Below are 23,903 nucleotides of genomic sequence, written 5' to 3'. Positions count from 1 at the left end.
GCACAAAATACATAAATTATCGTCCTATTCGGATTGCTTTTCGTATTTTCATCCATTTTTTCATCTGTTGGTAAGATCTAGTAAAAACCTACTTACTCAGGTTGTAAGTAGGTTTTATTTTTTATTCACTGTTTTGTGTGGTATTAAAGAAATCATCAGCCTGATCTTTTTTGTTATCTTTTACCTTATTATGGTTTTTACCCATTTTTCCATCTGACTCATAACTTAATTTCTCCGATACTTTTTTATTCTTTTCCATAACTTCACCCTTTCAAATCTAGTTTGTCCCATTCTGTTTTTTAATAAAGATTTTTTCTAGAAACCTAAAAAAGCGCTTCTCTACTATATCCAATTTAATTTAGGTTAGTCGTTAAACACTTATTTCTTAATGCTTCTCTGTCCACATTTTGTGGCGGTTGATCAAGACACCTGTTTTTAATCATTAATTTCACACACCATCATTTGCATATTGAAGTATTTCAGCCACTAGTCTTGTGTAGTACGCCAAAATCTTTTCTTAAACTAGCTCAGATCGCAGGCCCATATCCCGCTACACTAATAGCGGTCAGGCTATTTGTGTGAAACATCATTAACTTATCTGAAAATGTTAGGATCTTTCCCTTCACGAGACTAAAAAAACTACCAAAAGTTTATAAATAATTTTTTGTAATAGCTTGCCAAATTTTCAAACCACGATCGTAATTCATTGACACCAATGTCTGTGCTAGAACTACATGAGTGCCAACGATATCATTAATATCAGCAGAAGGTACTGGATTACGTAAGCTTTCAAATCGATTTAAATTCATATAATACTCTTCGTTTATATGTAAACCTTCATCATTCTGATAATCTGCTATTTCAAATACTCCCGTTGCGATTCCTCTTGCAATAATGCCTTTTCCATTTCTATAAAGAAAAACTAAATCATTGGGTTGAATTTGTTCGATTTTCTCTTTCCAAGGAGAAAAATAGGCTGCACACTTTTCATTTTTCAACATATCCCTCTCGGTTTCTCCATTTGGCCTATTTGTACGATTCGTATTTATTATGTAAGCCTTTCTCAATTCCTCCACGCTCCCTAATACTCTATAAATTAATTCTATGTAAATATCATATTATTGAATGAATGATAAAATCACTTGAACCTGGATTTTGTAGATATATTGAATCAAACATGTTGATCCTTATAGAATTTTAGCTGCTCACCTATTCCTTTACCTTCAAGAGGGATATAACATGGAATCCCTCTATTTTCTAAAAGTGGGATAAGGTATTCTCTATATTTTTTCCCAGCATAAAAGTCGAATTTGTGTGCCTCTAATTTTATTAATTGTTCAAAGACCTCTTTTGACCATTCTTTCAGTTGTGAAGCATTCATGTTGTTTAACGTAATATCATATGGTTCGATTAAAGTGTCTTTATGTAGTAATCCATACTTAGAGGATAATATGAACCAGTCAGCATAATTTTGTTTGCTTATATACTGAACAGCTTTCTTGAATAATTGAGATTCTAAATACATTTCTTTGGCAGAACATGGGTAATCTTGTTTTAATTTTGTGCAGCTAATCAACGCGTATTTAGACATTCTTACACACCATCCACATTAAGTAATGAGTCTTTATAAAAAACCGATGCTAAAGAAATTAATTCCTTTTCTAAGGCTGGAAGTGAACTATGCAAGCCTGATATACCTTTGTTTCCTTCATACCAAGGAAGCAAATACAGATAGACAGGTTCCTTCAGAATGGGTGGATCATATTTCGAAAATAGAACATTTGCCCATGCTTTATATTTCTTATCTGGCTTCTTATAGGATTCAAACCCAAATAATGCATGACTCAGATCACCAATATGGTAAGCAACATTATCTCCCCATCGAGCAAACTTCGCCTTGTTAGTTCTTATATTTGCTATATTTACACTAATCGGATGCTTGACTCCCTTTTTCTCCGCCTTACCTATATAAAGAGGAACAAACGATTCCTTTTCCCCTTTTCCCATGATGTATAACAGTCCTTCCCAATCCGAACGTTCAATGTTGCTTTCAACTAGATTAATGACTGCGTTTTCCATTTCTTGATTCCTTACCAATGTCCTTTTTTCCTTTTTTCCAAGAAGCTTGGTATTAACCATAAAATCTTCGTTTACTTCAAATAAAGGAACAAAATAATATCCTGGAACATTAAAAAGCCATGAATGAAAGTCGATCATTATCTTCGATTCCCTTCTTTATTTAGTAGCGTATCTGGGTAGGCGTCAGATACCAGACTTACCAATTGATACTCTACCGATCCAACCGTCTTGGGAAAGTTCGGAATTGGGGGTGTTACGATCTCATGGTCTGGGATGATTAACAGAATTAATGTATGTTTGGCAATATCATCATCATGAATTAAAAGATACTTCCACCGTAGATAGGATCCTTTTCCCTCAAGTAATTTTCCAATATGGCTTTTCCATCTGGTGTAGGGATTCACACTTTTACCTATATATACAGGAATGGTTTCATTATCAGAAAACATACATAATAAATAGATGGATTCAATGGAAACACGATAGTTTGAGCAATGTCTATTTATGAGCTCTTGAATTTTTTGCTTGTTTATTTTTTGTCCTTCGGCAGCAAACTCGATTCTGAATTTATCTCTGTACAAGCTAATCCATTCTTCCAACAGATGTTTCTTTTTATCAAAATCCAAGTATGAACACCTATCTTATTTAATCTCTACTAAACCACTTTTCTTCTGGTTTCTCTCTAGGAAAATCCGATCCAGGTAGTATGTAAATTCGGATTCACCGGAATACGACAAGCAAAGATACTCCTTCGCCCTTGTCATTCCAATATAGAATAAAGAGACCTCTCTTTCTTTAACCTCTTCAAGGGGAAATGGAATGGAATCAACATTTACAATAAACACGGCTTGAAAGTCGAGTCCCTTACTACTATCAATTGTACTTATTTTGATCTTGCCATCTTCTTTTTGAAAAGACCGCTTTGATACGTCATTCTCGGTAATCCAGTAGTTAGGCAAACCCATTTCACCTAGAGAACGTTTAATAATATCAACAATCGGATATTTATGTGTACGCTTCACTCTATAAAGGATTAACATTTCTTCTAGAGGTACTTTCCTCTCTTCATGTAGCTTTTTCATTTGTCTCGCAACCATTCTCATTTCATCAAAGAAATTGGCTGCTCGAATGATACCAGGCTCAGGCCCTTTCCGTTTCGTGCTCTGCGGTGCTATAATTTCACCTTCAAGACTACGATTTACCACCTTATTTTTAAACATAGAATGCTCGCGGTAAAATTCCCAAGCAAACTTAACAATTTGGGCAGTATTTCGATAGTTAATCGACAACACTTTTGAGCGTCCTTGAAAAGATAAGCCGGTATCCTGCAGGTAAGATCGCTTTCTCCTATAAATGGTCTGTGCTCGATCTTCCACCAATAAAAGGGACTGGGTATCCGTATTTATTAGCAAGCTGACTAGACGGAGCCAATCCGCATCAAAATCCTGCCCTTCATCAATCAAAATCGCATCATAGGATGGTAAAATGGTTTCTTTATTTTCGATTTTATCGATGATATCTGAAAGATGCTGCTCCCTTATTTTTAGATCATTCTTAAGCCAAGAATGAAAATTCCGAACGATAATATTTTGATTTTGGACAGCCTTCATAGTTGGATCAAAATCAAAAAGATCCTCCGGTTCATTCAGCATATGATTAATCATTTGTTGGATCGCATTGGCCAACGAGATATTATAACAAAGGATAAGAATCTTCCAATCGGGATTCTGTTTTGACAACATTTTCGCTCGACTGGCCAAGATAATCGTCTTCCCGCTTCCTGCCACGCCACGAATCAAACGGTTCTTATCACCGATCTGTTTCGCTAAATTCTCCTGATGAAGATCCATTGTCTTAATATCATGAAGTGACAGTAATAGCTGATCTTGGTAAGGAACAGGCGCTTTAAATTCGGCGCTAATGCGAACCTCAGGAAATAAATGATAGCGAATAGCATTAATGTCTCCGATCGAAAGTGGTTCCTTTAAACGATATGGAATAACAAACATATTCATAATTTTTTCCATCAAGATTTCTTCCGAAAATCCCTCTTTTTCAGGATCGATTTCATCTCTAGTTAAGCAAAGGTTTGGTTCAATAACCGTGTATAGCCCATCTTTAATAAAGTCCTTCGTATACAATCTCGTGAAAACGACACCGTGTCCATAAGGGAACTTCAATTTCAATTTATATTTTCCATCTGTTTCTATTAGATTCTTATCTCTTTTAAGGACGTCAGCGATCTTAAACATATAGTCCTTCGCTTGATTCATGGGGCTTGCGATAATGGTTTGATCACCATTTGCTGCCACTATATGCCATTCATCATGATTAATTTGCAAAAGCGTATTTCTGGTATAATCCTTTACTTCCAATACAACCATTCCAAGGTCCGGACCAATAATTACAAAATCTGGTTTCCTGCCTTGAATTTCCGGCTCAAAATAAACTATATAATCATCTGGCAGGAAGGTTTTTAAAGTTCGGAAAAATAACCGCTCACCTGTAGTGGCAGTAGCCCTAATTGTTTCAGGAATAGTAATCGCCATAATAACCGCTCCAAAATTTGCATTTTTCTCCATTATACTACAATTAGGAATATTCACCTAAACAATTACAATAAATCTCCTATTATCACTGCTTTTTCTACAAAAAGTAGCAACAAAATGCTCCAAAAGTATTGTTTTTTCTGTTGATTGCTTTAATAATAGAATTGAAGGAATAATTTACCTACAGATAAAATTATGGGAATTAAAATGAAGGTGAAGTGTCAATAATGTTGAAAGGTTTCTTAGATAAATTACTATATACGACTCAAAAATCTGTCCAAAAAGAGGTTAAGTCAATAAGTCAAGAAGAAGTCGAGGCATTAGTAGAGGCCAGATTACGAGAGCATGCTGCTACCATTGAGCAATCGGTCAATGAAAAAGTGAGCTCTGATGTTCGAACACCAGACCAAGAAGATTATTCATTAACGCCGAAACAAGTGGAATTTGCACTCTCCTTGATTGCTAAGACAAGGGATTTCGAACTCGCAGCGGACCCGGGAATTTTAACAGTGAAAGATTTAAATAAATTAATAGCTTTTAATAAATTTAAAAATAAAGGAATACTAGTTAACCTTGTTAAAAAAGGTGTCTTAAGAAAAAAATAAATTAATCGAAGATAAAAAAGGAGAACACATTCGGTGGTTATCGAAATGTGTCCTCCTTTTAGTCGAAATTGCCTTCCTGCTTCCTTAAACTATTTAAGTAAAAAATCAAAAGATCAGGATAACCATTTTTTTCTTCTCCACCCTTCTCAGTTATTACATAGGTGCCTCTCTTTATCCTTTCAAACCAACCATAATCGTTTTTAATAAGAATAGCGGAAGTTTTGTCTCCGGTTCCTAACTGAAATAAGTTTTTCGGAGATAATGGTTTCATAAATTAAATGTAACCTATAAATTGTTCTTCGGAAAGGATTCTACACCCTTTTAAAATAAAGCAGGGAAATCCCTACTATAAGTTTCTTTTTATCCGACAATACTAACGGTATGGCTCAAAAATAAAGTAAGCTGTTTTATAAGAGATAATTTGGTAAAGTTGTTTAACTTCCTTATAGCTAGTCAGGGAATAGCAGCTTTTTTTAAATTTATAATAAATGCAGGTGGATAAATTGGGAAAAACAATTTTAAAACAAGAAGTAGAGAACCTACGGAAGGAGTTCCGTACCTATTTAGCAGAGAATCATCCAGATTGGAGTGATAACACCATTGCCGTCCACTTTTCTGATGCATTCTTCGCCTATAATAACATTGTAGGGATAGATTTTTGGTCAAGCTTTTTAGATGAGACATCTTTAAACATAGCAAAAGACAAGATCAGGGATTATCTTGAATCACAAAACCAATCTGATCGGGCTGAAGAGCGTGCAAGTGGATATTTGCATTCGATGAAGCATTTCAAGGCTTTTTTAGATGAAAGGCATCCTTATGTAGCAAAAGACTGGAGTGGCAAAACGGCAAGCAATACATATTTAAAAACGGCTTTTCAAAATTGGATGCGCCGACAGAAAAAATCAAACGGAGAACCATATAAATCCAATACCATTACCGCTTATACGAATTCACTTAAAAATGCTACAGTTAAATTAAACATTGACGATTTACATGTAACTGATTTATTCCATATTACATCAATTGCTGAATTTGAAGAAGTATACAAAAACATTACTTCAGCACCTAATTTTCATGAAGTAGATCTAGCTGCTGGCAATAAAGCGTTTTCGAATGGATTGGTTTTGTATTCTAGATTTCTAAAGGAATTAGAAGAACCGTCCTGCTGGGTCTTTCAGGGAAACCCTAAATATTATGATGTTATTGGTGCTGTTCATGACCTTGATACGATTACTTGGGCTGTCAATCAAAATCCTAAACAAATTAAAAAAGGAGACAAAGTGTACATCTGGCTATCAGGACCTGGAGGTGGCATTGTAGCTTCTGGTACCATTCTTTGTGATCCAGAGATTAAACAACCCGATCCAAACGATCCGTATAACCGTTCCGATGATTTAAACAATGAGCCTTATTTAGGTGTAGATATTGATATACAAAGAAAGCTTATCGACTCTATTGTAGAAAGAACTACTTTACTTGCTGATGAACGGACAAAACGTATGGAGATTTTAACCTATCCTGGTGCAACAAATTTTCGTGTCAGTAAAGAAGAAAATGAAGTAATTGAAAGTATGATAACAGGATCTTATACAAAGGTACCTGCCGCTCCTGCCCCAACTTCAGCAGGACCAAAAGATAAAAAGCGGTATTGGATCTATGCCCCAGGCGAAGGTTCCCGTTTGTGGGAGGAATTCTATGAAAAAGGAATCATGGGAATTGGATGGGATAAACTCAGGAACTTAAAACAATACCCTTCAAAAGAATCGATGAAGAGCAAAATGAAAGAGTTCTATGGTGAAGAATATTCCTATATAAATGCAGGACACCTTACATGGCAATTTGCGAATGAACTAAAAATAGATGACGTGATTATCGTGAAAAAGGGGCTTAAGAAAATAATTGGCCGAGGTATAGTCATGTCTGACTATATCTTTGATGACTCAAGAAATGAATACAAGCATATACGTACTGTACGCTGGACGCATCGAGGTGAATGGGATCACGAAGGACAAATTGTTTTAAAAACTCTCACGGATATTACACCCTATACGGATTATTATAAGAAATTAGAAGATATGTTTATTACAGAGTCTGATACGGAAGTTCCAGAAGTTGATACAGTACACTATGAGAGCTATACAGCAGAAAACTTCTTAACTGAAGTGTATATGAATGAAGATCAGTATGTCACCCTTAATAATCTTCTTCTAAAAAAGAAGAATCTTATTTTGTTAGGTGCACCCGGTGTTGGAAAGACCTTTGCTGCAGAACGCTTGGCATACTCGATTATGGGTGAAAAAGATACCAGTCGGGTAATGATGATCCAATTTCATCAAAGTTACAGCTATGAAGATTTTATTATGGGCTACCGCCCTACCGAAAAAGGCTTTTCTTTGTCTAAAGGCCCGTTTTATGAGTTCTGTAAAGAAGCTGAGCCAGATGATCGGCCATACTTTTTTATCATTGATGAAATCAACCGAGGAAACTTAAGTAAGATTTTTGGGGAATTATTAATGCTAATCGAACATGATAAACGAGGTAAGGAAGTCCGCTTGCTTTATTCAGATGAACAATTTTCCGTGCCAGACAATGTTCATATAATTGGGATGATGAACACAGCTGACCGCAGTTTAGCGATGATTGATTATGCCCTTCGCCGCCGGTTTGCCTTTTATGAATTTGAACCGGCATTTAGCAGTGATGGTTTCAAAGAATATCAAGCAAATATTGCGAATAAAAATTTTGACCGGTTAATCGATACGGTTGTAAAACTAAATGAAGATGTCTCCGAAGACGCTTCCCTTGGAAGTGGCTTTCAGATTGGACACAGTTATTTATCCACTAATGAAATCATTGACGATGTATGGTTGTCAGATGTGATCGAATATGAATTGATCCCTTTGATTAAAGAATACTGGTTTGACGAACCATCCAAGATTGAGCACTGGAGCAGCAGGCTGCGTGGTGCGATTCATGATTAAGGTAAAAAATATTTATTATATGTTGGCTTACGCCTATCAATCACTTAACGAAGCCAGCTTCAAAAATATTCAAACAGAAGAATTTGAAAACCTCCATGATTTGATGGCAGCCATTCTAATACGCGGTGTTTCAAACCAATTGAAACGAGGTTTACATAAAGATTATCTCGTTTACACGGAAACCACCGGTAACTTGAGAGGTAAAATAGATATAACAAACTCTGTTCGTCAAAACACGTTGATGACTCGGAGGATGGTTTGCCATTACGATCAATTTTCAGAAAATACACCTTTAAATCAAATAGTAAAGACAACCATGGAACTACTTATTAAATCCGGCGATGTTAGAGCAGCAAATCGTAAGGGATTGCAAAAGCTGAACTTGTATTTTAGGAATATTGAAACTCTTAATCCATTCGCTATCAACTGGAGTGCATTCGTCTATCACCGAAATAATTCTACCTATAAACTTCTCATTACTATCTGCCAGTTAGTCATCAAAGGTCTTTTAATGACGACTGAAACGGGTGAATATAAAATGAAAGAGCTTTTGGATGACCAATTAATGCATCGCTTGTATGAGAAATTCTTACTTGGTTATTTCAAAAAAGAATACCCTCATTATTCTGTCAGTGCTTCCTACATTGACTGGAATGTTGACGATGATATCACGGATTTTCTACCGACCATGAAAACAGATATAACACTTACCTATGGGGCTAAAACACTGATTATTGATGCTAAGTATTATGGACGGACCATGCAGACAAACACTTTGTTCAATAGCAAATCGATTATTTCTGCTAACTTGTATCAGATATTTACTTATGTAAAAAACAAGGATCGAAATGGGAGCGGAAATGTCAGCGGAGCCCTTTTATATGCAAAAACCGATGAAGATATCACTCCTGATCATGATTATTCAATTGGCGGAAATCGTTTTAGTGTGAAGACTCTTGACTTGGGTGCAGATTGGGGAGAAATTGTGGGGCAACTAAGGGCTGTTGCAGCGCTTTTATAAAATTCTTACTATAAATTAAGAAAGACCGTAAATGCCACAATATGTCCGGTCCAGCAATATACGTTCCCTCGAAGGGATCAACTAAGAAATGAGTAATCCACCTGCGTCTAAACTCAAGAGTGGATTATTTTTGTTTAAATGATTTGGGTGAAAAATATATAATTTAAGATTTTGATTTTCCGGTATCGAGTTTTTTATATACTTTCCATGCTGCATTGCCGTTTTCAAAGTCATCAATAACCGACATTTCTACAATGACTCTTTCTTTAACTATTGTTTCTGATTTTTAATGCTTCTACTAAGACACAAATTTCTGGAAATTGCTGACCTACTTAAGACCATATTATTTACATGCGCCTCCGCTTCAATAAGATGAAAAATAACATACCACTCTTTAGCAGATTCTACATAAATTTCTCTATTCTAGCAGCGTACGATCCTACTTTCGCTCTCATAAGCTTTTTACCAACGACGAGAGCTCATTGTTTCTCAGGATTGGCTCTAAAATATAAACGAATGTTTTTCCAGCAGACTTATATCATTTATCCTTATTTCTGTTCCATATTTCACTTTACTTCTTCGATTTCTTCGAATAAAGCGCTTTTATGTCTTTTCTGATGGTTGTGAAATTTTCAGTCATGAGTGAAGCAGTCTGTTCAATTAGATCTTTTATCTCTTGTTGTCCTGATATTAATAGTTCCTGTCCTTTATTTAAATTTTCTGTCCGATTTAATAACTCCTTCTGACCTTTTTCAACATTATCTATGCAGCTTATTAACTCTTTATGGCCCTTTTCTAGATTACATGTGCATCTTTTTAATTCTTTTTGACCAGTATCTAAATATTGCAGTTCTGAAAGAATTTTATTTAAAGGTTCTTCCATAACGCACCTCCGCTCTTTGATCACCCAAACATTAACTGATTTCTAATGAATTGTAAAATGGATTTTAGATATTACTCTATACATAGTCATATCCATATTTTTCGACATACTCCTCAAAGGACAAATAAAAATACTCAGAGACATTACCAAACAAAATTTGGAATCACCATTATAATAAGAAACTAGGTAGCTCTTTTCTTGGTCCACATCAACGTCAGAAAATATCCCCTTAAAATTCTCAAATTGTTCATCGGTCAATTTAGTCATTAAGAGCTTACTACTGAAGGTTCCTTCATCATTTAGAAAAAATTAATCGCTTAACACATACCTATAAAAAAAGTGCATCACTAATTTATTTTAATGGTGCACTGAACATCAGAAAATATAGGAACATACCATCTACTGCTAACAAAAAAGATTTTTTTAGTTTTACTCGATTAATTGTAATTGTATAGTATCTTGATAATAATAATTTAGATATTGTAAAAACAATTCTCTTAAATCATCTTTTTCAAGCATTGGAGACAGGATGATTGGATAACTTTTGTTAAATTCAAAAATGACCCTTCTTCCAACACGTTCGTCTTTTCCCAAATCATCCCGGCCAGTTATCTTAGATTTCATTACTTTAGTGAGTTTTAGTTCATCTATAATGTCTAAAATGTTAATCAAGAATTTATCATTTCTAAAAATTTCATATTTGATTATATAGTTAAATACATCTAGATTATCAATAATTAGAGAATAGTATTTTTTTCTTTCAATTAAATCGGAAATGGCATCATTTATATATTGAGCACCTAAAACACATTTATAAATATAATTTTCCCAATTGAAATCTTTAAGGACTATATTATTGAAGTGATTGATCCCATCTTTTATTTGAGGATACTTCTCAAGCAAGTAGTCTCTCTTGTAAACTGCTAGTAATGAGTGCCAGAATACCTCATCAAAATGGATATCACGATTTGTATGCAAATAAGAATCCGAAATAACATCGAAAGCTTGATGAAATAACTCACTCTTTGTACTTTCGTTCCCTTGTGCAATATATACTGGAAAATCAGGGGCCACATTAATGAATGCAACTTCATCAGAAAAGTATTCTTCTTTATTTTTAACCTGTTCCTCTAAGAAATCTTGGTAAAACTGCTCATTATTTTTATAACCCTTCTTTAGCAGCCTAATTTCCATTTGAACTTAGCCCCCTAACAGCACCAGCATATTTCTCTAGGATTTTATCCGAAATGGAGTAAATTACCTCATCGATATTTTCAATACTCAATTCATTAACCATCTTTTTCTTCATTAAATTATAAAACTTCAAATCAAGATTATCTGTCGGTGCATCAATTTGTTCTAAATCTACTTGTTCACCATCATCACTATTGTTTACTATGAATCTGTATAATGCTTTTTGAAGTCCCATATAAATATATGGATTATTTAAGGTATTACTTATGGGTGAATCGTTAAATTGTAGTTGCTCATTTTTATAATGGATAATAATTGTTTCACTGCCAAGTTCGATTTTAATATCGGACTTAATCTCCGGGTTAACTTTTTTCTCAAACAAATCTAAAGGTTTTGTACTGCTTCCTTCAAATATGACCACATTTGAAAAGCCTAAAATTGAATTTTTAGGTACTACGATATCTTCCTTAAATTGCGAGTAAAAAAAACTCAAATCATCGTTATCTTTAAAATTGATTTCATCTTTTGATTGTAGATGCAATTGAATGGTAGTCCGATTACTAATAGATATTCGTGACTTTGGTATTTCTTTAATTTTATCTTCTGGCTTTAGGTAAAAAAACTTATTATCTTTTGATTGAATGACTAGGACCAGCTGCGCTTGTTCATTTTCAATTAATTTGTTTACAAACGCTGAATCGATTTCGTAATTTATTTCAAAAATATAATTATACGAATTCTCATGTAAATTCACATCTAGAATAAAATTACTAGTTTCATAGCTAGTAGATGTGTTTGTTAATAATGGGTATGGAAAATTTGCATCCTTTTTGTAAATCATTTTACACCTCTACATAGTAAACAAATTTTAATGCTCTATTGAAATTATTTTTTAACTCTAGTTGTAGCTGAGCGACACCTTGTTTTATTTCAATATCCTTAATTAAATTATTTTTAATTGTGCATCGTTTTCCACTAGTACTGTCGATGACACTACTGTAATTATCATTAATTTTAAATTCGTCGGGATACTCTACCCCCATACCATCAATAATCGAAAAAGAAATATTACATAATTTTTCTTTACTAATTTCTTTACTGCCTGTAAAGTCAAATATAACAAACTCATTATCTCCAACTATTAGTCTTTCTACGATATCTGGATGAGCACTATACTTATTTAACTTTTCTTTATTTCCATTGGTTCCACCTATTTCAACCTTCGGCTTAACTCTCTTCACAGGGTTTCGAGGTTTAACTGGATTATCGGATGTTTTCTTCTTATTTTTATTCTTCTTTTTAGGAGCATCTGTAGTTACTTTTACGATAGATTTATCCTTACTAATCTTCACTGTTCCCATTGCCTGTGTGAGATCCTTTTTAAATTGATTTTCAACTACGTAAAGTATATCCTTCGTATTCATTAAACCATCTGTAGGATTGTTCTTTTTAATAGATTCTTCGATGATTTTTGATATTTCTCTAGATAAATTATTTATGAACTTTTTCGCATTTTTTTGCAGTCGCTGATCTTTTATATGTTCAGATGCTAACTCTGTATGCGATTCATTTTCTAAAGATTTTAAATAGCCATCTTCGTAGGTGCCTGCTACTAATACAGCATTAAAGGGCTTATTGACATTATTTTTAATTTTTTTATCTTCAATTTTCATGCCGATCGTTCTTACGATGGCTACTCTTCCTTTTGGAATTGCTGTGTCGTACCGGAAATATAAGCTGAAATTATAATCATTTACACCATCTGATATTTTCAAAGGAACAGGTTCCACGCTTAGATAAGTATCGATATAAAGTGGTGTAAATTCATGCTTCATTTCATCAATATCTTGAATATAGTAATCTTTATTTGAAACATAATCTTTAATGGTTCTACTATCTATTTTTTTATCATTGACGATAACTTCCAATTTCTTTTCAAGAATAGAAATGAAGAAACTATCGCAAATACTTTTAATAATTTCTTTTTCATCGTTGTATTGCTCTCTTAAGAAAGGAATAATGATTTTTAAACCTCTCGAATTTTTCTGAAAAACTTCATGAAACGTATTTTCAAACGGATAGAACTTTGTTTTGCTTCCCTCAATAGTTTGTAAATCTGCAAAGTACCCAGTCGATCGATAAGATTGATCATTGTATTTATGTTCTAACAACTGTACTGTACCTCCAAGATGTTGGTTTCCTTCTTCATCGCAATTTGCAAAGTACATGATATGAAGATCCGAAGCGGCGTTCGAAGCGATTTTACCCACTCCATGTGAACCACCTCTTGAATTTTCGAAAGCTTTATCCTCTTCTTCTGAGTGAACCCCTTTATTGTAAGCATATATGGCCCAAGTATCTTCTTTAGATTCACTTTGGCCATTCCTTGCTCCCTTAAGCCCCCTGGTATTAAAATCTTCGAATGAAATATAAGCCACTTCTTCTTGATTCATTTTATTTCGCATATGTTCAATCGTTTCTTTTGTATAACTGTTACGTCCTTGAAGGCAAGATATTCTATTTTTTACTTCTTCAATACCTGGAATATGATCTTTTGAGATAGTTCCAGTTTTTATCGTTAAAATAACAGGATCGTTATTATCGAGTAACCTGCCGTCTAAAGAGTTTTGTGCATTTTCTCGAGTTAATCCTGAAGTTCCCATATTGTAAAATCTCTCCAAATATTTATTGAAATTCGATTCCTCGATATTGGGAATAGGCGAAAATTGCCATAATTGTTGCCCTTTTGAAAGATTCATTGCTTTCTCCTCTATTTATCTATTTATTAATTGTTTAACAATCAAGAAATCATTATAAGTCATTTGACCTATATATAATAAAATCATTTTATTATATATCATTAATAATTCATGAATTGAAAGTGCCGCAAGTTAACAGTATTTCTAATATAAAATATATACTAATATATGAATTATAACCACCAACAATTTACAATATTTTAACTTATAAATATGGTATTATTTGCTTTTAAATAAATTGAATTTTACAAAAATATGGTTAATTAGGATTAGATCCTATTCTACATAAATAATCAATTAATAAAGTAGATAAAAGAAGATCTTTGTTTGACCAAAAAATGATTAATGGCTATTAAATATATTGGAGTAAAACTAAAGATAATAGAGGGCATTATCCGATTATTATAAAAAAATCCCCTTCACCATTAAAGGTTCTGGAGATTTTTTGCCTTTCTCTCAAAGTGATAATGAAGGCGGTATTCACAAATTTCTTTTGTCCAGTTGAATAGAATAGCTTCATCATCTTTGGCAACAACAAAATTTAGCGTAAATAAATCATTATCATAAGTAATTAAACCTTTTGAACTGCCACTCCATTTTGTCATAGGCATGGTAGCAATCAATTTGCTAACACCTTTTTCATCATAATCCCATAATTTTTTGGCACCTTTATCGGAAAAATCAATTCTTTTACGATGTTCTTTTTCCATCAGGAACTGATGTAAAAAAGGGGCTGCATCTATAGATGAAATAGGATGATGCCAATTCGATATTCCCCGCTCCAGCATTGCCAATAAGAGCACCATTTTATAACTTTTGTCCATACCCGTTTTTTCCACTTCAACGACATACCGGTTGTATATTTCTATCTCCTCATCGGTTAATTCCTCTGCCCATTTAAGAAATCCAAAGTACGAACTAAATTCCTGTCTGTATTGAGGAGAATTAGATACACCCTTTAAATGTAATTCCAAATACGATGGCCTTCTTCCAAGCTCTCTTTTTAAATCCATGTAATCATTGAACAACTTCTCTTTGCGTGGCTGCCGTTTCCGGGACATTTCATGAAGAAGGTTAATTACATTTACATCTAAATTTAATTCACAGTAAATTGGCAATGTAGGTTCAATGATTCTAGTTTTTCCTTTACTTGGAAGTGTATCATATAGACTTAACTTTATATCCGCATTTCGATAATTTCCGATTAAGTCAATGATGACACACGTTTCTTTACCAGGGTGCAAACGGAGTCCGCGCCCTATTTGTTGGGTAAAAACAGTTAAAGATTCAGTTGGTCTGACAAATAAAAGAGTATCGACGATGGGGATATCTACTCCTTCATTAAACAGATCTACTGTAAAAATAATATCAATTTCACCTTTGGTCAGTTGAGAAATGACTTTATTTCTGCTCACATCCATTTGCTGTGAATGAAGACTAACGGTTCGATAACCATGATGATTAAAATAATGGGATAAAAAGTCTGCTTGCCTAATAGAAGAGCAAAATCCTAATGTTCTCGTCTGTTTTTTATTCTCCCAGGCACGAAGTACCTTATGAGCTAACTCTTCTCTTAATTGGGCTTGAAGTAATTCTTCTTCATCATAGCGGTTACCCAGCCACGTAATTTGACTATAATCGGTATCGTCATATACGCCAAAGTATTGAAAGGGTGCTAACCAGTTTCGATTAATCGCATCCAGGAAGTCTAAGCGGAAAGCGACATTCCCATCACAAATCGTATATACATCTTTGTTATCATTTCGATCAGGAGTCGCAGTAATTCCAAGAATCGTGGTCGAAAATAATCAAGAACCCTTTGGTAGGAATCCGCTGCAGCATGATGAAACACATCAATGATGATTAAATCAAACTCATCTGGCTTAAAGGTCTCCAAATGCCTTTGTAGACTTAATGTATATATGGAAGCAAAAATGGCATTAGCCTGGCTTTCTTTTGTCTTTCTATTATAGATTCCGAATTTTTTTTCAGGCATGATTTTCTTAAATGAATCTCTAGCCTGATAAAGAATTTCTTCACGATAGGCAATTAAAAAGGATCTTTTTAAAATTTTGTGCAAAGAAACCAGCTAAGTAAGTTTTCCCTAAACCAGTCGCCATCACAACAAGTGCCTTATTGTACTCTTCTTCAAGTGTTTTATTTCTTCCAAGGCCTTTGGTTGAGTAATGTATAAATAATGACCTGTACAGATCTTAATTTTGGCACCATTTTCTGCCGCCTTTTTTAATGCTTCTCTTAAGTAATCCACACCTGACTTCATCACAAAAGAAGCTAGAATACAAATGCAGTTTGGACCAACTAGCTATTCTAGTAAATGATTGCCAAGGGCTTTGGTGATCAGTTGAACATTACTCATCCTCAACCTCAATTAAATAGATTTTTTCCTTAAATCCCCCACGCTTCTCTGCCTTTTTTTGTCGAACTGCTTCTACTGTTTCAATAGAAGCACCATGACACTCTGCTAAGGCATGGATGATTTCCAATATATCAGCTAGCTCCTCAATCGCATCTTTATCGTTTTCAGCATTTATGTATTCGTCAAGTTCTTCACGGCTTTTGCTTTTTAGTTCTTTTATGTATTCTTCATGATTTAAAACTTTGGTTGAATACTGTTTTCCAGTACTTTCAATTATTTCTGGGATTCGATCTCGGACAAGTTTGTTGTGTACTGGCATTTATGGTACCTCCATTATTGAAATAATACTTATATTATAACGAATCATGGAATAGATTGGAAACTTCTAATAATGAGAAACTTGGGCTACTTCACAATTAAACTGTGTAGTAGGAACAAGCCGCGATCCAAGATATGTAATTGTTTCCTCCCTCTCCGTAATGTTCTGTTTTCGTCTTGATTCACATCCATCAGCAATAACCAATAGCAAGAAACAAAAAATTTGGTGAAAAGTGATTATAAAAAGCCACAGCTTTTGATCAGATGTGGCTACCCATTTTATACAGTTGTTGATTTTAATAAAATCTAATATTACACTAACTGCATATATTAATATTACTTTTTTACCAATCAATCAATTAGATAATTTCTGGAAAATCCCACCGTTTTAAGGCAATTTTAGAAAGATTTTTTTGTCTATTCTCTATAGCACTCTCATCCCATGTTCTATAATCACAAAGGGGTTGAGTAATCTTTATATTGGATCTGGTATATATTTGTTTTTTTAAATCGAAAGGCTTATTCTGAATACTTGTGTTAAATTCTTGACCTAATAATGTTAAATTACCTAACCGATTAAGGTATTTCTGATGAGTTTCATTATCCACATTCCATTCACCGATTTTTTTAGGCATAATATGCTCTAAATGGATTCTTCTGTTATCAGCTACTACCTGAACCTCGTTTTCAATGAAGTCATTTATTTCCCTTAATAAAAATTTGGCGACTTTAGTTGATTTAACAACGAATGTGTTAAATACCATTTCAAATTCTTCATCATTCAGCATCTCTGGTTTAAGTTGATCATAAATTTGGACTATTTCTGTTAATTCTTTTTCTGTTATTTTGTGTGCAATTTTTGCAAACAAGATTTCATATTTATTTGCAACTCTACCAGCCACAACAACATTTCTCACAATAAAACTTTCTAATGCATTTAGTGTAATTTTGATGTCAATTTCACTGAAGTTCCTATTGACCATGGCAAGAATTATTGGATAGAATGAACTGGCACTTAGAGTCTTCATATTCTGAAGGGTCTTTTGGATTTGAGAATCTAAGAAGTATAACTCTTCAGATGGATTAACTAAATTCTTATAAACATCAGACATTATTCTAAAGTTTTTTACAAACTCTTCAGACTTATGAGGAGTATTAACCTCAGTTCTTATTTTCTTATATAAATCTTTTTCGCGAGTAAATCGATATTGCGAATTCCAGTAATGCCTTAAAAACTTTGTAATATCTATACTTTCAATATTCTCTACTGTTTTCATCCATTCATCTTTTACCTTCTCGATTAGACTTCCAGACGATCTGAAAAGGTGATTTTTTAGTAAATCTGAGGTTTCTAGATCCTTCCCACGTGCATTTAAGGTTTCAAATATTATAAAAGCTTCATTAATTTCATCCGTTTCAACATACATTAGTTGAAAACCATTAATAAATTTATTGTAGAATTGGACTAGAGTATTATACTTTTCTTTACTATCTGAAACATTTTCGATTAACTTTCTAAGTCTTGATTCTAATTCCTTATATGCCTCTTTTATTCTTTTATGAGAGGGTTCATCCGGATCTATAATGCTTTTGGGCTTATGGATTTGAATATTCTCTCTAAAATACTCTTTATCAACTCTACCCAGTGTTAATCTTAATTCATCTTCATCTTCTGACCATCTACCAATGAATTTTAACCTTATATCTTCAAACTTATTACGTGCACTTGAATAATTAGATTCGTTATAAACTTCTTCAAATAAATCTCTTAATACTGCTAAGAATATCACAGAAGTTGTTGTTCTCTGTTGACCATCTATTACATATTTTTTATTGTCAGTTTTATCATCATGAATTACAACTTGGCCAAAAAAATGCGTATCACGATTTTCTTCAATTGCACTCAAAATATCAGTCCAAAAATCATCTATCTGTTCATCTTTTAGCCATGAATATTCTCTTTGATAATCAGGAATAAAATAGATCCCTTTTTGAAGATATGTTTCAATGGTCTCAAATCCAAAATTTTTAATACCCATTATGAACACCTTTTCACCATTTATTTTAAATAAACTTATAATTCATAATATTAATATACTTCCCTTTATACTTTGTTTACATTTTTATTCTCATTTATTTGCTTAATATAAATTCAACCGATCATGGACTAAAATTACTTAAGAATGAAAACAATATACATTATATCCCAAAATGTAAGAACAAACCCTTATTCCTTTTGGTAGTGTTCAAATAAATAATTTTAGTGAATAGCTTCTAACTATCAATTAATAATAAAATTTCGTATAAATGTTCTGTAAAAAGGATCTGTAGCTGGATTATAACCTTTAATCCCTCCCCAAGGATATAATGCTGTTTCCGCATCAGTGTAAATTTTTAAAATATTTTTTCTCCTATCTAATTGGCTCTTCCCAAGCTGTATTTTTATTTTACTGCTAATTGGGTGATTACTCTTTATTAAGTACTCATTTCGTTCAATTAGTTTTTCTAAATAATGAATACCAGGTAGATTGTCACTCTTGTGAAGATTACAGAAACTATGAGAGAGTACTAAATTGTATATTTCATCATTATTAATAAATTGTCTAGGAATTACATGATCGACATGAACATCATGCTCATTCATAATCTCCCCACAATAAAAACAAACATTATTTTGATATCCATTTAGAACAGAGCGATTTTTCGTTATATCAGTTCTTTCATAGCCATTTATAAGGTAGAAATTTCTAAGGTCGTTAACCAACTGAGAATTATTCCTCTTTATTTCAAAAGCACTTTCAAGAAGATCCCACCGTGAATTTAATTCATTTACCAATTCTACATTTTCGTTTTTCGAGAATATCTCAAATACGTTATCTGAAATTATTATTCCTTGTTTAGTTTTTTCATAGAATTTTATTGGTATATTTGATTTATCCACGATATGAAATCTATCAATAACATCATTAAAGGCTTCTCTTTCTACTCTTTCTATAGCTTGAGTACGATTTAAAAGACCGTTATTGTATAAATTAATTATTCTTTCCATTGCAGTTTGCCTATTTGGAGTAGCCAGTTGGGGCTTGCCATTTATTAATCTCTTAAGATACATGGTAAAAAAGTCTTCAGCTAGTTCATTCATTCTAATTGTAGTTTTTCCTTGCTCAGAGAAACGTATTAATGATTGGCCTAATGCAATTTTATATGTAGCCTGGTTTAATCCATATAATATTATTGCTCTCCAATAATCTTCATTGTTATATTCAAAAACACTCATATCCCACCTCAAATTTTGTGTTTAAACTTGGAATGCTGATTATTCACCGCGTAGTAACCATATAGGGTTTACATTTAGAATTCTGGAAATATAATCTAACTCGAAGTCGCGAACTCCTCTTACTCCGCGCTCTATTTCTGAAATATCGGATTGAGTAATTTTTATCTCATATTCAATTTCGAGTGCTGCAGCTAATTCTGTTTGGTCCATTTGTGCTTTTTGGCGAGCAAGTCTTATTCTCAGTCCACTAATGTTGGCATTAGGCATCGTTAATCAGTCCTTTTTTATCTACTAATATAAAAATAAAAAATAAAGACACCTGATGTAGACGATAATCGTCTATCGGGTGTCTTTTTAAAAAAATAGTTCCAGGATATTCACTATAAGTAATATGCAGCAACAGTTTCCTAAACTGTAGGTCGGAGGTTCGAATCCTCTCTGGGACGTAAACCCTTATAAACACTGATATTATCGCATTTCTGTCGGATTTAACTTTCCGGTAAGAGGTACCTAATATCAGTGTTTTTTTATGCACTGTAGGACTTGTATAAATGTGTATATAGGACACCACAGGCCTCTCAAAAGGAGGAATTATAAACGATGGGACGTAAATTTATAGTTGAACGAGGACCTAAAGCCACTAATGACCGACAGTCTAACAATGACCGAAAGACTCGCGATGTCCGATATACAATTGATGAAGCGGTGGAAATTTTCATTCGTGCAAAGGAAGCAGAAGGCATTCGGGCCAGTACAATTAAGGGTTATTATGATACTGTTAGATATTTTAAAGATTGGTTAAACGAGGAAAAACAATACACTGACGAAATAAGCGCTACGACCATAAGGGAATATATAAACTACCTTAGAACCGAAAGGCTCCCCTATCAAGGTGATACTCAACGTGAAGGAACAACGAAAGGCTTATCCGTTTATACAATCAATATTCGATTAAGGAACTTGAGAACTATTTTCCGATTCTTATTCACGGAAGGAATCATCATGGCCAATCCTACAAGCAATATCCCACTTGTAAAGGACGATGCGCACGAAGAGGTTCAGGGACTAACGGATGAGGAAATTGATGCTATATTGGCTTCATACGAGGACAAGCTCTTTGCACAATGGAGAGATAAAACTTTGGTTCTCCTATTAATGGATACTGGACTAAGAATTAATGAAGCTCTTTCGCTCGCTGGGGATCAGGTTGACTTCAAAGAGCTGACTATTCTCGTTCCATCTCAAATTGCGAAGAACAGGAAGTATCGGGAGGTTCCGATTAGTCGGGAGGTAGCAAAACGGTTAAGGCAACTACTAGATGAGACTCAACAGTATTTCGGAGACGATTGCCAGTTGTTTATGAATTCTTATGGGGAAGATTTTACTGCTGATGCGTTCAGGAGAAGGTTGAACCGTCTGAAAGGTAAATTAGGGATTGAGAAACTACATCCTCATATGTTCAGGCATACATTTGCGAGGAACTACATTCTAAACGGCGGAGACATTTTCACTTTACAAAAGATTCTGGATCACGCTGATATTCAAACAACGAGGAAATACATTCAAATGGACAAAGAACACCTTCGTCAGCAGCATAATAAGTTTTCACCTGTTAGAAGGCTTTTCAATCGCAAGGGGAGAAAATTATAAATTCCAGTAACAAGTCCGTGTAGTGCCGTCTTTTCTTAATAAAAAAGCACCCAAAAGGATGCTTAAAATAACTTAGTACCTTTCAAACATTCAACTAGCTCATTTCTAAAATCATCTTGTGTGATAATCCCTTTATCAACTATCTGCTTGCTAACACTGAGGAAGTATATGCCTTTACAGATAAACACAGTCTAGCCTCGTTAAGCATATTATGTAGAAATAAAAATAAAAAACAAGGGCTAAAAAGCCTCTGTAAAAGCCGTTTTCCTATTAGTGTCTAGGTCCCATGAATGGTCCTGGTGCAAAACCTGGGCCTCCTGGGCCAATGACCTTAAGGCTAGCAGGTGAATGGTTTCATTCGTTACAAGAAGTAAGTTCTTATACTTATATATGTGTTAATGATTATATTCACCATTCCTTTCGTCTTTATGTAATTCGACAAAAGGTGATATTTCCTTCTTTTTAGGGAAAATCCCTATACCAAATCAGAAACATCATAACTCTCGTTTTCGTTTATCTGTGCAAAATCGTGTTTGGTTAAATGTGGATACTCTGATGGATTAATTTCTCGAAGGAAACTGGAAGCAGCATTACAAGTCATAATAGTCCACTTACTTGTTGAGATTGCACCATTTGAATAACGCTGAATTCTTTCCTCCATATGTTTCATTGATTTTCCTTTTAAATAAAATTCGCTTATTAGATTATCATTAAATGTTACATACAAAACAAAATATTTCATCAAAACTCCTCCTTGTTTGATAAGGTTCGACAAAAATAGAATTTTGCCTCTTGACGATATTGTGAATTTTAAGCCGTAATTAATAAGCAGCTGCCAAGTAGTTATTAAGTAGTTATTAATATAGGATGTTATCTGATGCTTTTTATCTTGGCTAAGGCTACATCTATCCTAATGACTTACACCCTTGCCTTGTATCAGTTTTTAATGTCCACACTGTCAACAAATTCTGTATTAACTTAGAGTGTTTTTGGCATTCGTGTGCATGAGGTAGTTATATGCAACTTGTGTTAGCCTTTGCCAGATGAATGCCTCAAGGGTCTAGGATCTACTTCCAAAAACATCTAAAACAACACTTACTAATAGCGAAAGAATCGATAGAAGTCCTTTTCTCGATAGATTATTCTAAAGATACCAAATAAAGAAACGAGGCTGATATGAATATGAACGACAAAATGTTAACGAAGGAAGAATTTATTCAAGCCAATCAAGAAGATTGGATTAAAGCAGGGGAAATATACAAAAAGGTTAGACTTGCAAACGGGCTTCCAAGAAAAAAAGTTAGCGGTATCCTCCAAATTTCTGAAAGTAAACTCTTTAACTTTGAACACGGGCATCCCGTAAAAGAAGTAAATTTATTAAGAGCTGCTTTAAGGTTATTTTATAAGGAACTCGATCAAAAATCATATAAAAAATTACTTCAATACGAGGATGTCAGAAAGTATCTAATTGTTAGAAAATTAAGGAATGAAGTTTATTTTGAGGATTATGATATTTCTCCTAATTTTGGAAGTTCTTCCTTCGGAGGTTCTAGTGTTCCTCCTTCCTTTGGGAATTCAAGTTTTGATTCAGAGGACAAAGGCTTTGGGAATTCAAGTTTTGATTCAGAGGACAAAGGCTTTGGGAATTCAAGTTTTGATTCAGAGGACATAGGCTTTGGGAATTCAAGTTTTGATTCAGAGGACATAGGCTTTGGGAATTCAAGTTTTGATTCAGAGGACAAAGGCTTTGGGAATTCAAGTTTTGATTCAGAGGACAAAGGCTTTGGGAATTCAAGTTTTGATTCAGAGAACAAAGGCTTTGAGAATTCAAGTTTTGATTCACTAACAAAGGCTTTGGCGATTCAAGTTTTGGTTCAACTTACAAAGGCTTTGGAAACAACAATTTTGGAAAATCCTAAGTAAAATAAATTCATCTACTTTACCGATTTATATTTATTGATTAATTCATAGATACAAAGGCAAAGTCTGCCTATAATTCCTCTCCTTCATCCGGAGTGGATTTTTTGTATTCTGTTGATCCGCTGAACGGTTATTAAGTATAGCCCTGCGCATATCTGTAATAGTATCAGCATAAACTTTAGCAGGAGCGATGCTTCGCAAGTGGAAGCTAAAGTTAGGGTAAGCTAATAAAAACCTTAATATTTATCTCTTCAAAGGGCATAATCATATTATCTTATCAATGGAGG

At 33.8% G+C, this 23,903-nt stretch carries 21 protein-coding genes, 1 tRNA gene and 1 pseudogene; 6 read left to right on the top strand and 17 right to left on the bottom strand.

Annotated elements, in window-relative coordinates; genetic code table 11:
* Nucleotides 1-121 precede the first annotated feature (121 nt).
* The 6 genes from ACJ004_RS04615 to ACJ004_RS04590 form a co-directional block, all read right to left on the bottom strand.
* Nucleotides 122-259: a hypothetical protein gene (locus ACJ004_RS04615; protein WP_166262672.1), complete on the bottom strand. Its 138-nt coding sequence runs from the start codon at nucleotides 257-259 to the stop codon at nucleotides 122-124.
* A 391-nt stretch (nucleotides 260-650) separates the two neighbouring features.
* Nucleotides 651-1,001, bottom strand: a complete 351-nt coding sequence (locus ACJ004_RS04610) for a hypothetical protein (RefSeq protein WP_410892119.1) — start codon at nucleotides 999-1,001, stop codon at nucleotides 651-653.
* 170 nt (nucleotides 1,002-1,171) lie between these two features.
* Entirely contained in the window at nucleotides 1,172-1,591 is a 420-nt protein-coding gene (locus tag ACJ004_RS04605) for a DUF6884 domain-containing protein (RefSeq protein ID WP_410891408.1), read from the bottom strand.
* Between the two features lie 2 nt (nucleotides 1,592-1,593).
* A complete protein-coding gene (locus ACJ004_RS04600) occupies nucleotides 1,594-2,217 on the bottom strand; it encodes a hypothetical protein (RefSeq protein WP_410891406.1) in 624 nt (207 codons plus the stop codon).
* On the bottom strand, nucleotides 2,217-2,705 hold the full coding sequence (locus tag ACJ004_RS04595; RefSeq protein WP_410891405.1) for a GIY-YIG nuclease family protein: 489 nt from the start codon (nucleotides 2,703-2,705) through the stop codon (nucleotides 2,217-2,219). The genes ACJ004_RS04600 and ACJ004_RS04595 overlap by 1 nt, the downstream gene beginning before the upstream one ends.
* Before the next feature lie 15 nt (nucleotides 2,706-2,720).
* Entirely contained in the window at nucleotides 2,721-4,628 is a 1,908-nt protein-coding gene (locus ACJ004_RS04590; RefSeq protein WP_410892117.1) for a 3'-5' exonuclease, read from the bottom strand.
* Between the two features lie 227 nt (nucleotides 4,629-4,855).
* Between ACJ004_RS04590 and ACJ004_RS04585 the strand changes: the two genes are divergently transcribed.
* Entirely contained in the window at nucleotides 4,856-5,233 is a 378-nt protein-coding gene (locus ACJ004_RS04585; protein WP_410891404.1) for an ABC transporter ATP-binding protein, read from the top strand.
* Nucleotides 5,234-5,291: 58 nt separating this feature from the next.
* Here the strand turns inward: ACJ004_RS04585 and ACJ004_RS04580 are convergent, their stop codons facing one another.
* Nucleotides 5,292-5,504 carry a DUF2161 family putative PD-(D/E)XK-type phosphodiesterase gene (locus ACJ004_RS04580; RefSeq protein ID WP_410891402.1) on the bottom strand — a complete coding sequence of 71 codons (213 nt, stop codon included), beginning with the start codon at nucleotides 5,502-5,504 and terminating at the stop codon, nucleotides 5,292-5,294.
* A 217-nt stretch (nucleotides 5,505-5,721) separates the two neighbouring features.
* On the opposite strand from ACJ004_RS04580, the gene ACJ004_RS04575 reads away from it, so the two are divergent.
* Nucleotides 5,722-8,217: an AAA family ATPase gene (locus ACJ004_RS04575; RefSeq protein WP_410891401.1), complete on the top strand. Its 2,496-nt coding sequence runs from the start codon at nucleotides 5,722-5,724 to the stop codon at nucleotides 8,215-8,217.
* Nucleotides 8,210-9,238, top strand: coding sequence for a 5-methylcytosine-specific restriction endonuclease system specificity protein McrC (gene mcrC, locus ACJ004_RS04570; protein WP_410891399.1), 1,029 nt, complete (start codon nucleotides 8,210-8,212; stop codon nucleotides 9,236-9,238). Before ACJ004_RS04575 ends, mcrC begins: the two co-directional genes overlap by 8 nt.
* Nucleotides 9,239-9,809: 571 nt before the next feature.
* On the opposite strand, the gene ACJ004_RS04565 is transcribed toward mcrC, so the two are convergent.
* From ACJ004_RS04565 to ACJ004_RS04525, 9 genes and pseudogenes are all read right to left on the bottom strand, one after another.
* Entirely contained in the window at nucleotides 9,810-10,121 is a 312-nt protein-coding gene (locus ACJ004_RS04565; protein ID WP_410891398.1) for a hypothetical protein, read from the bottom strand.
* A 429-nt stretch (nucleotides 10,122-10,550) separates the two neighbouring features.
* Entirely contained in the window at nucleotides 10,551-11,315 is a 765-nt protein-coding gene (locus ACJ004_RS04560; protein WP_410891396.1) for a hypothetical protein, read from the bottom strand.
* On the bottom strand, nucleotides 11,305-12,156 hold the full coding sequence (locus tag ACJ004_RS04555; protein ID WP_410891395.1) for a hypothetical protein: 852 nt from the start codon (nucleotides 12,154-12,156) through the stop codon (nucleotides 11,305-11,307). Before ACJ004_RS04555 ends, ACJ004_RS04560 begins: the two co-directional genes overlap by 11 nt.
* 1 nt (nucleotide 12,157) lies before the next feature.
* Nucleotides 12,158-14,074 (bottom strand): hypothetical protein, encoded by a 1,917-nt coding sequence (locus ACJ004_RS04550; RefSeq protein WP_410891393.1) that lies wholly within the window; start codon nucleotides 14,072-14,074, stop codon nucleotides 12,158-12,160.
* A 425-nt stretch (nucleotides 14,075-14,499) separates the two neighbouring features.
* Nucleotides 14,500-16,227, bottom strand: a pseudogene (locus tag ACJ004_RS04545) (DEAD/DEAH box helicase); the annotation flags it as partial.
* A 216-nt stretch (nucleotides 16,228-16,443) separates the two neighbouring features.
* Entirely contained in the window at nucleotides 16,444-16,770 is a 327-nt protein-coding gene (locus ACJ004_RS04540; protein WP_410891392.1) for a phosphoribosyl-ATP pyrophosphohydrolase, read from the bottom strand.
* Nucleotides 16,771-17,128: 358 nt separating this feature from the next.
* Entirely contained in the window at nucleotides 17,129-18,808 is a 1,680-nt protein-coding gene (locus ACJ004_RS04535; RefSeq protein ID WP_410891391.1) for a DUF262 domain-containing protein, read from the bottom strand.
* Between the two features lie 242 nt (nucleotides 18,809-19,050).
* Complete coding sequence (locus ACJ004_RS04530) at nucleotides 19,051-20,046, bottom strand: HNH endonuclease domain-containing protein (RefSeq protein ID WP_410891389.1); 996 nt, start codon at nucleotides 20,044-20,046, stop codon at nucleotides 19,051-19,053.
* Between the two features lie 39 nt (nucleotides 20,047-20,085).
* On the bottom strand, nucleotides 20,086-20,313 hold the full coding sequence (locus tag ACJ004_RS04525; protein ID WP_410891388.1) for a helix-turn-helix domain-containing protein: 228 nt from the start codon (nucleotides 20,311-20,313) through the stop codon (nucleotides 20,086-20,088).
* Between the two features lie 98 nt (nucleotides 20,314-20,411).
* Here ACJ004_RS04525 and ACJ004_RS04520 point away from each other — a divergent pair.
* Both ACJ004_RS04520 and ACJ004_RS04515 read left to right on the top strand, forming a co-directional pair.
* Nucleotides 20,412-20,492: transfer RNA gene (locus ACJ004_RS04520), tRNA-OTHER, on the top strand.
* A gap of 154 nt (nucleotides 20,493-20,646) precedes the next feature.
* On the top strand, nucleotides 20,647-21,696 hold the full coding sequence (locus ACJ004_RS04515; RefSeq protein ID WP_410891386.1) for a tyrosine-type recombinase/integrase: 1,050 nt from the start codon (nucleotides 20,647-20,649) through the stop codon (nucleotides 21,694-21,696).
* A 475-nt stretch (nucleotides 21,697-22,171) separates the two neighbouring features.
* On the opposite strand, the gene ACJ004_RS04510 is transcribed toward ACJ004_RS04515, so the two are convergent.
* Nucleotides 22,172-22,438 carry a hypothetical protein gene (locus ACJ004_RS04510; RefSeq protein ID WP_410891384.1) on the bottom strand — a complete coding sequence of 89 codons (267 nt, stop codon included), beginning with the start codon at nucleotides 22,436-22,438 and terminating at the stop codon, nucleotides 22,172-22,174.
* Between the two features lie 434 nt (nucleotides 22,439-22,872).
* On the opposite strand from ACJ004_RS04510, the gene ACJ004_RS04505 reads away from it, so the two are divergent.
* The gene (locus ACJ004_RS04505; RefSeq protein WP_410891383.1) at nucleotides 22,873-23,619 is read left to right on the top strand and encodes a hypothetical protein; all 747 of its coding nucleotides are present in this window, start codon (nucleotides 22,873-22,875) and stop codon (nucleotides 23,617-23,619) included.
* Nucleotides 23,620-23,903: the final 284 nt, after the last annotated feature.

Origin of the sequence: Neobacillus sp. 204 (assembly GCF_046562815.1) — a bacterium.
Lineage (GTDB): Bacteria > Bacillota > Bacilli > Bacillales > Cytobacillaceae > Neobacillus.
Note: the sequence above shows the minus strand (reverse complement) of the source record. Positions and strands in the feature narration are given on the sequence as shown.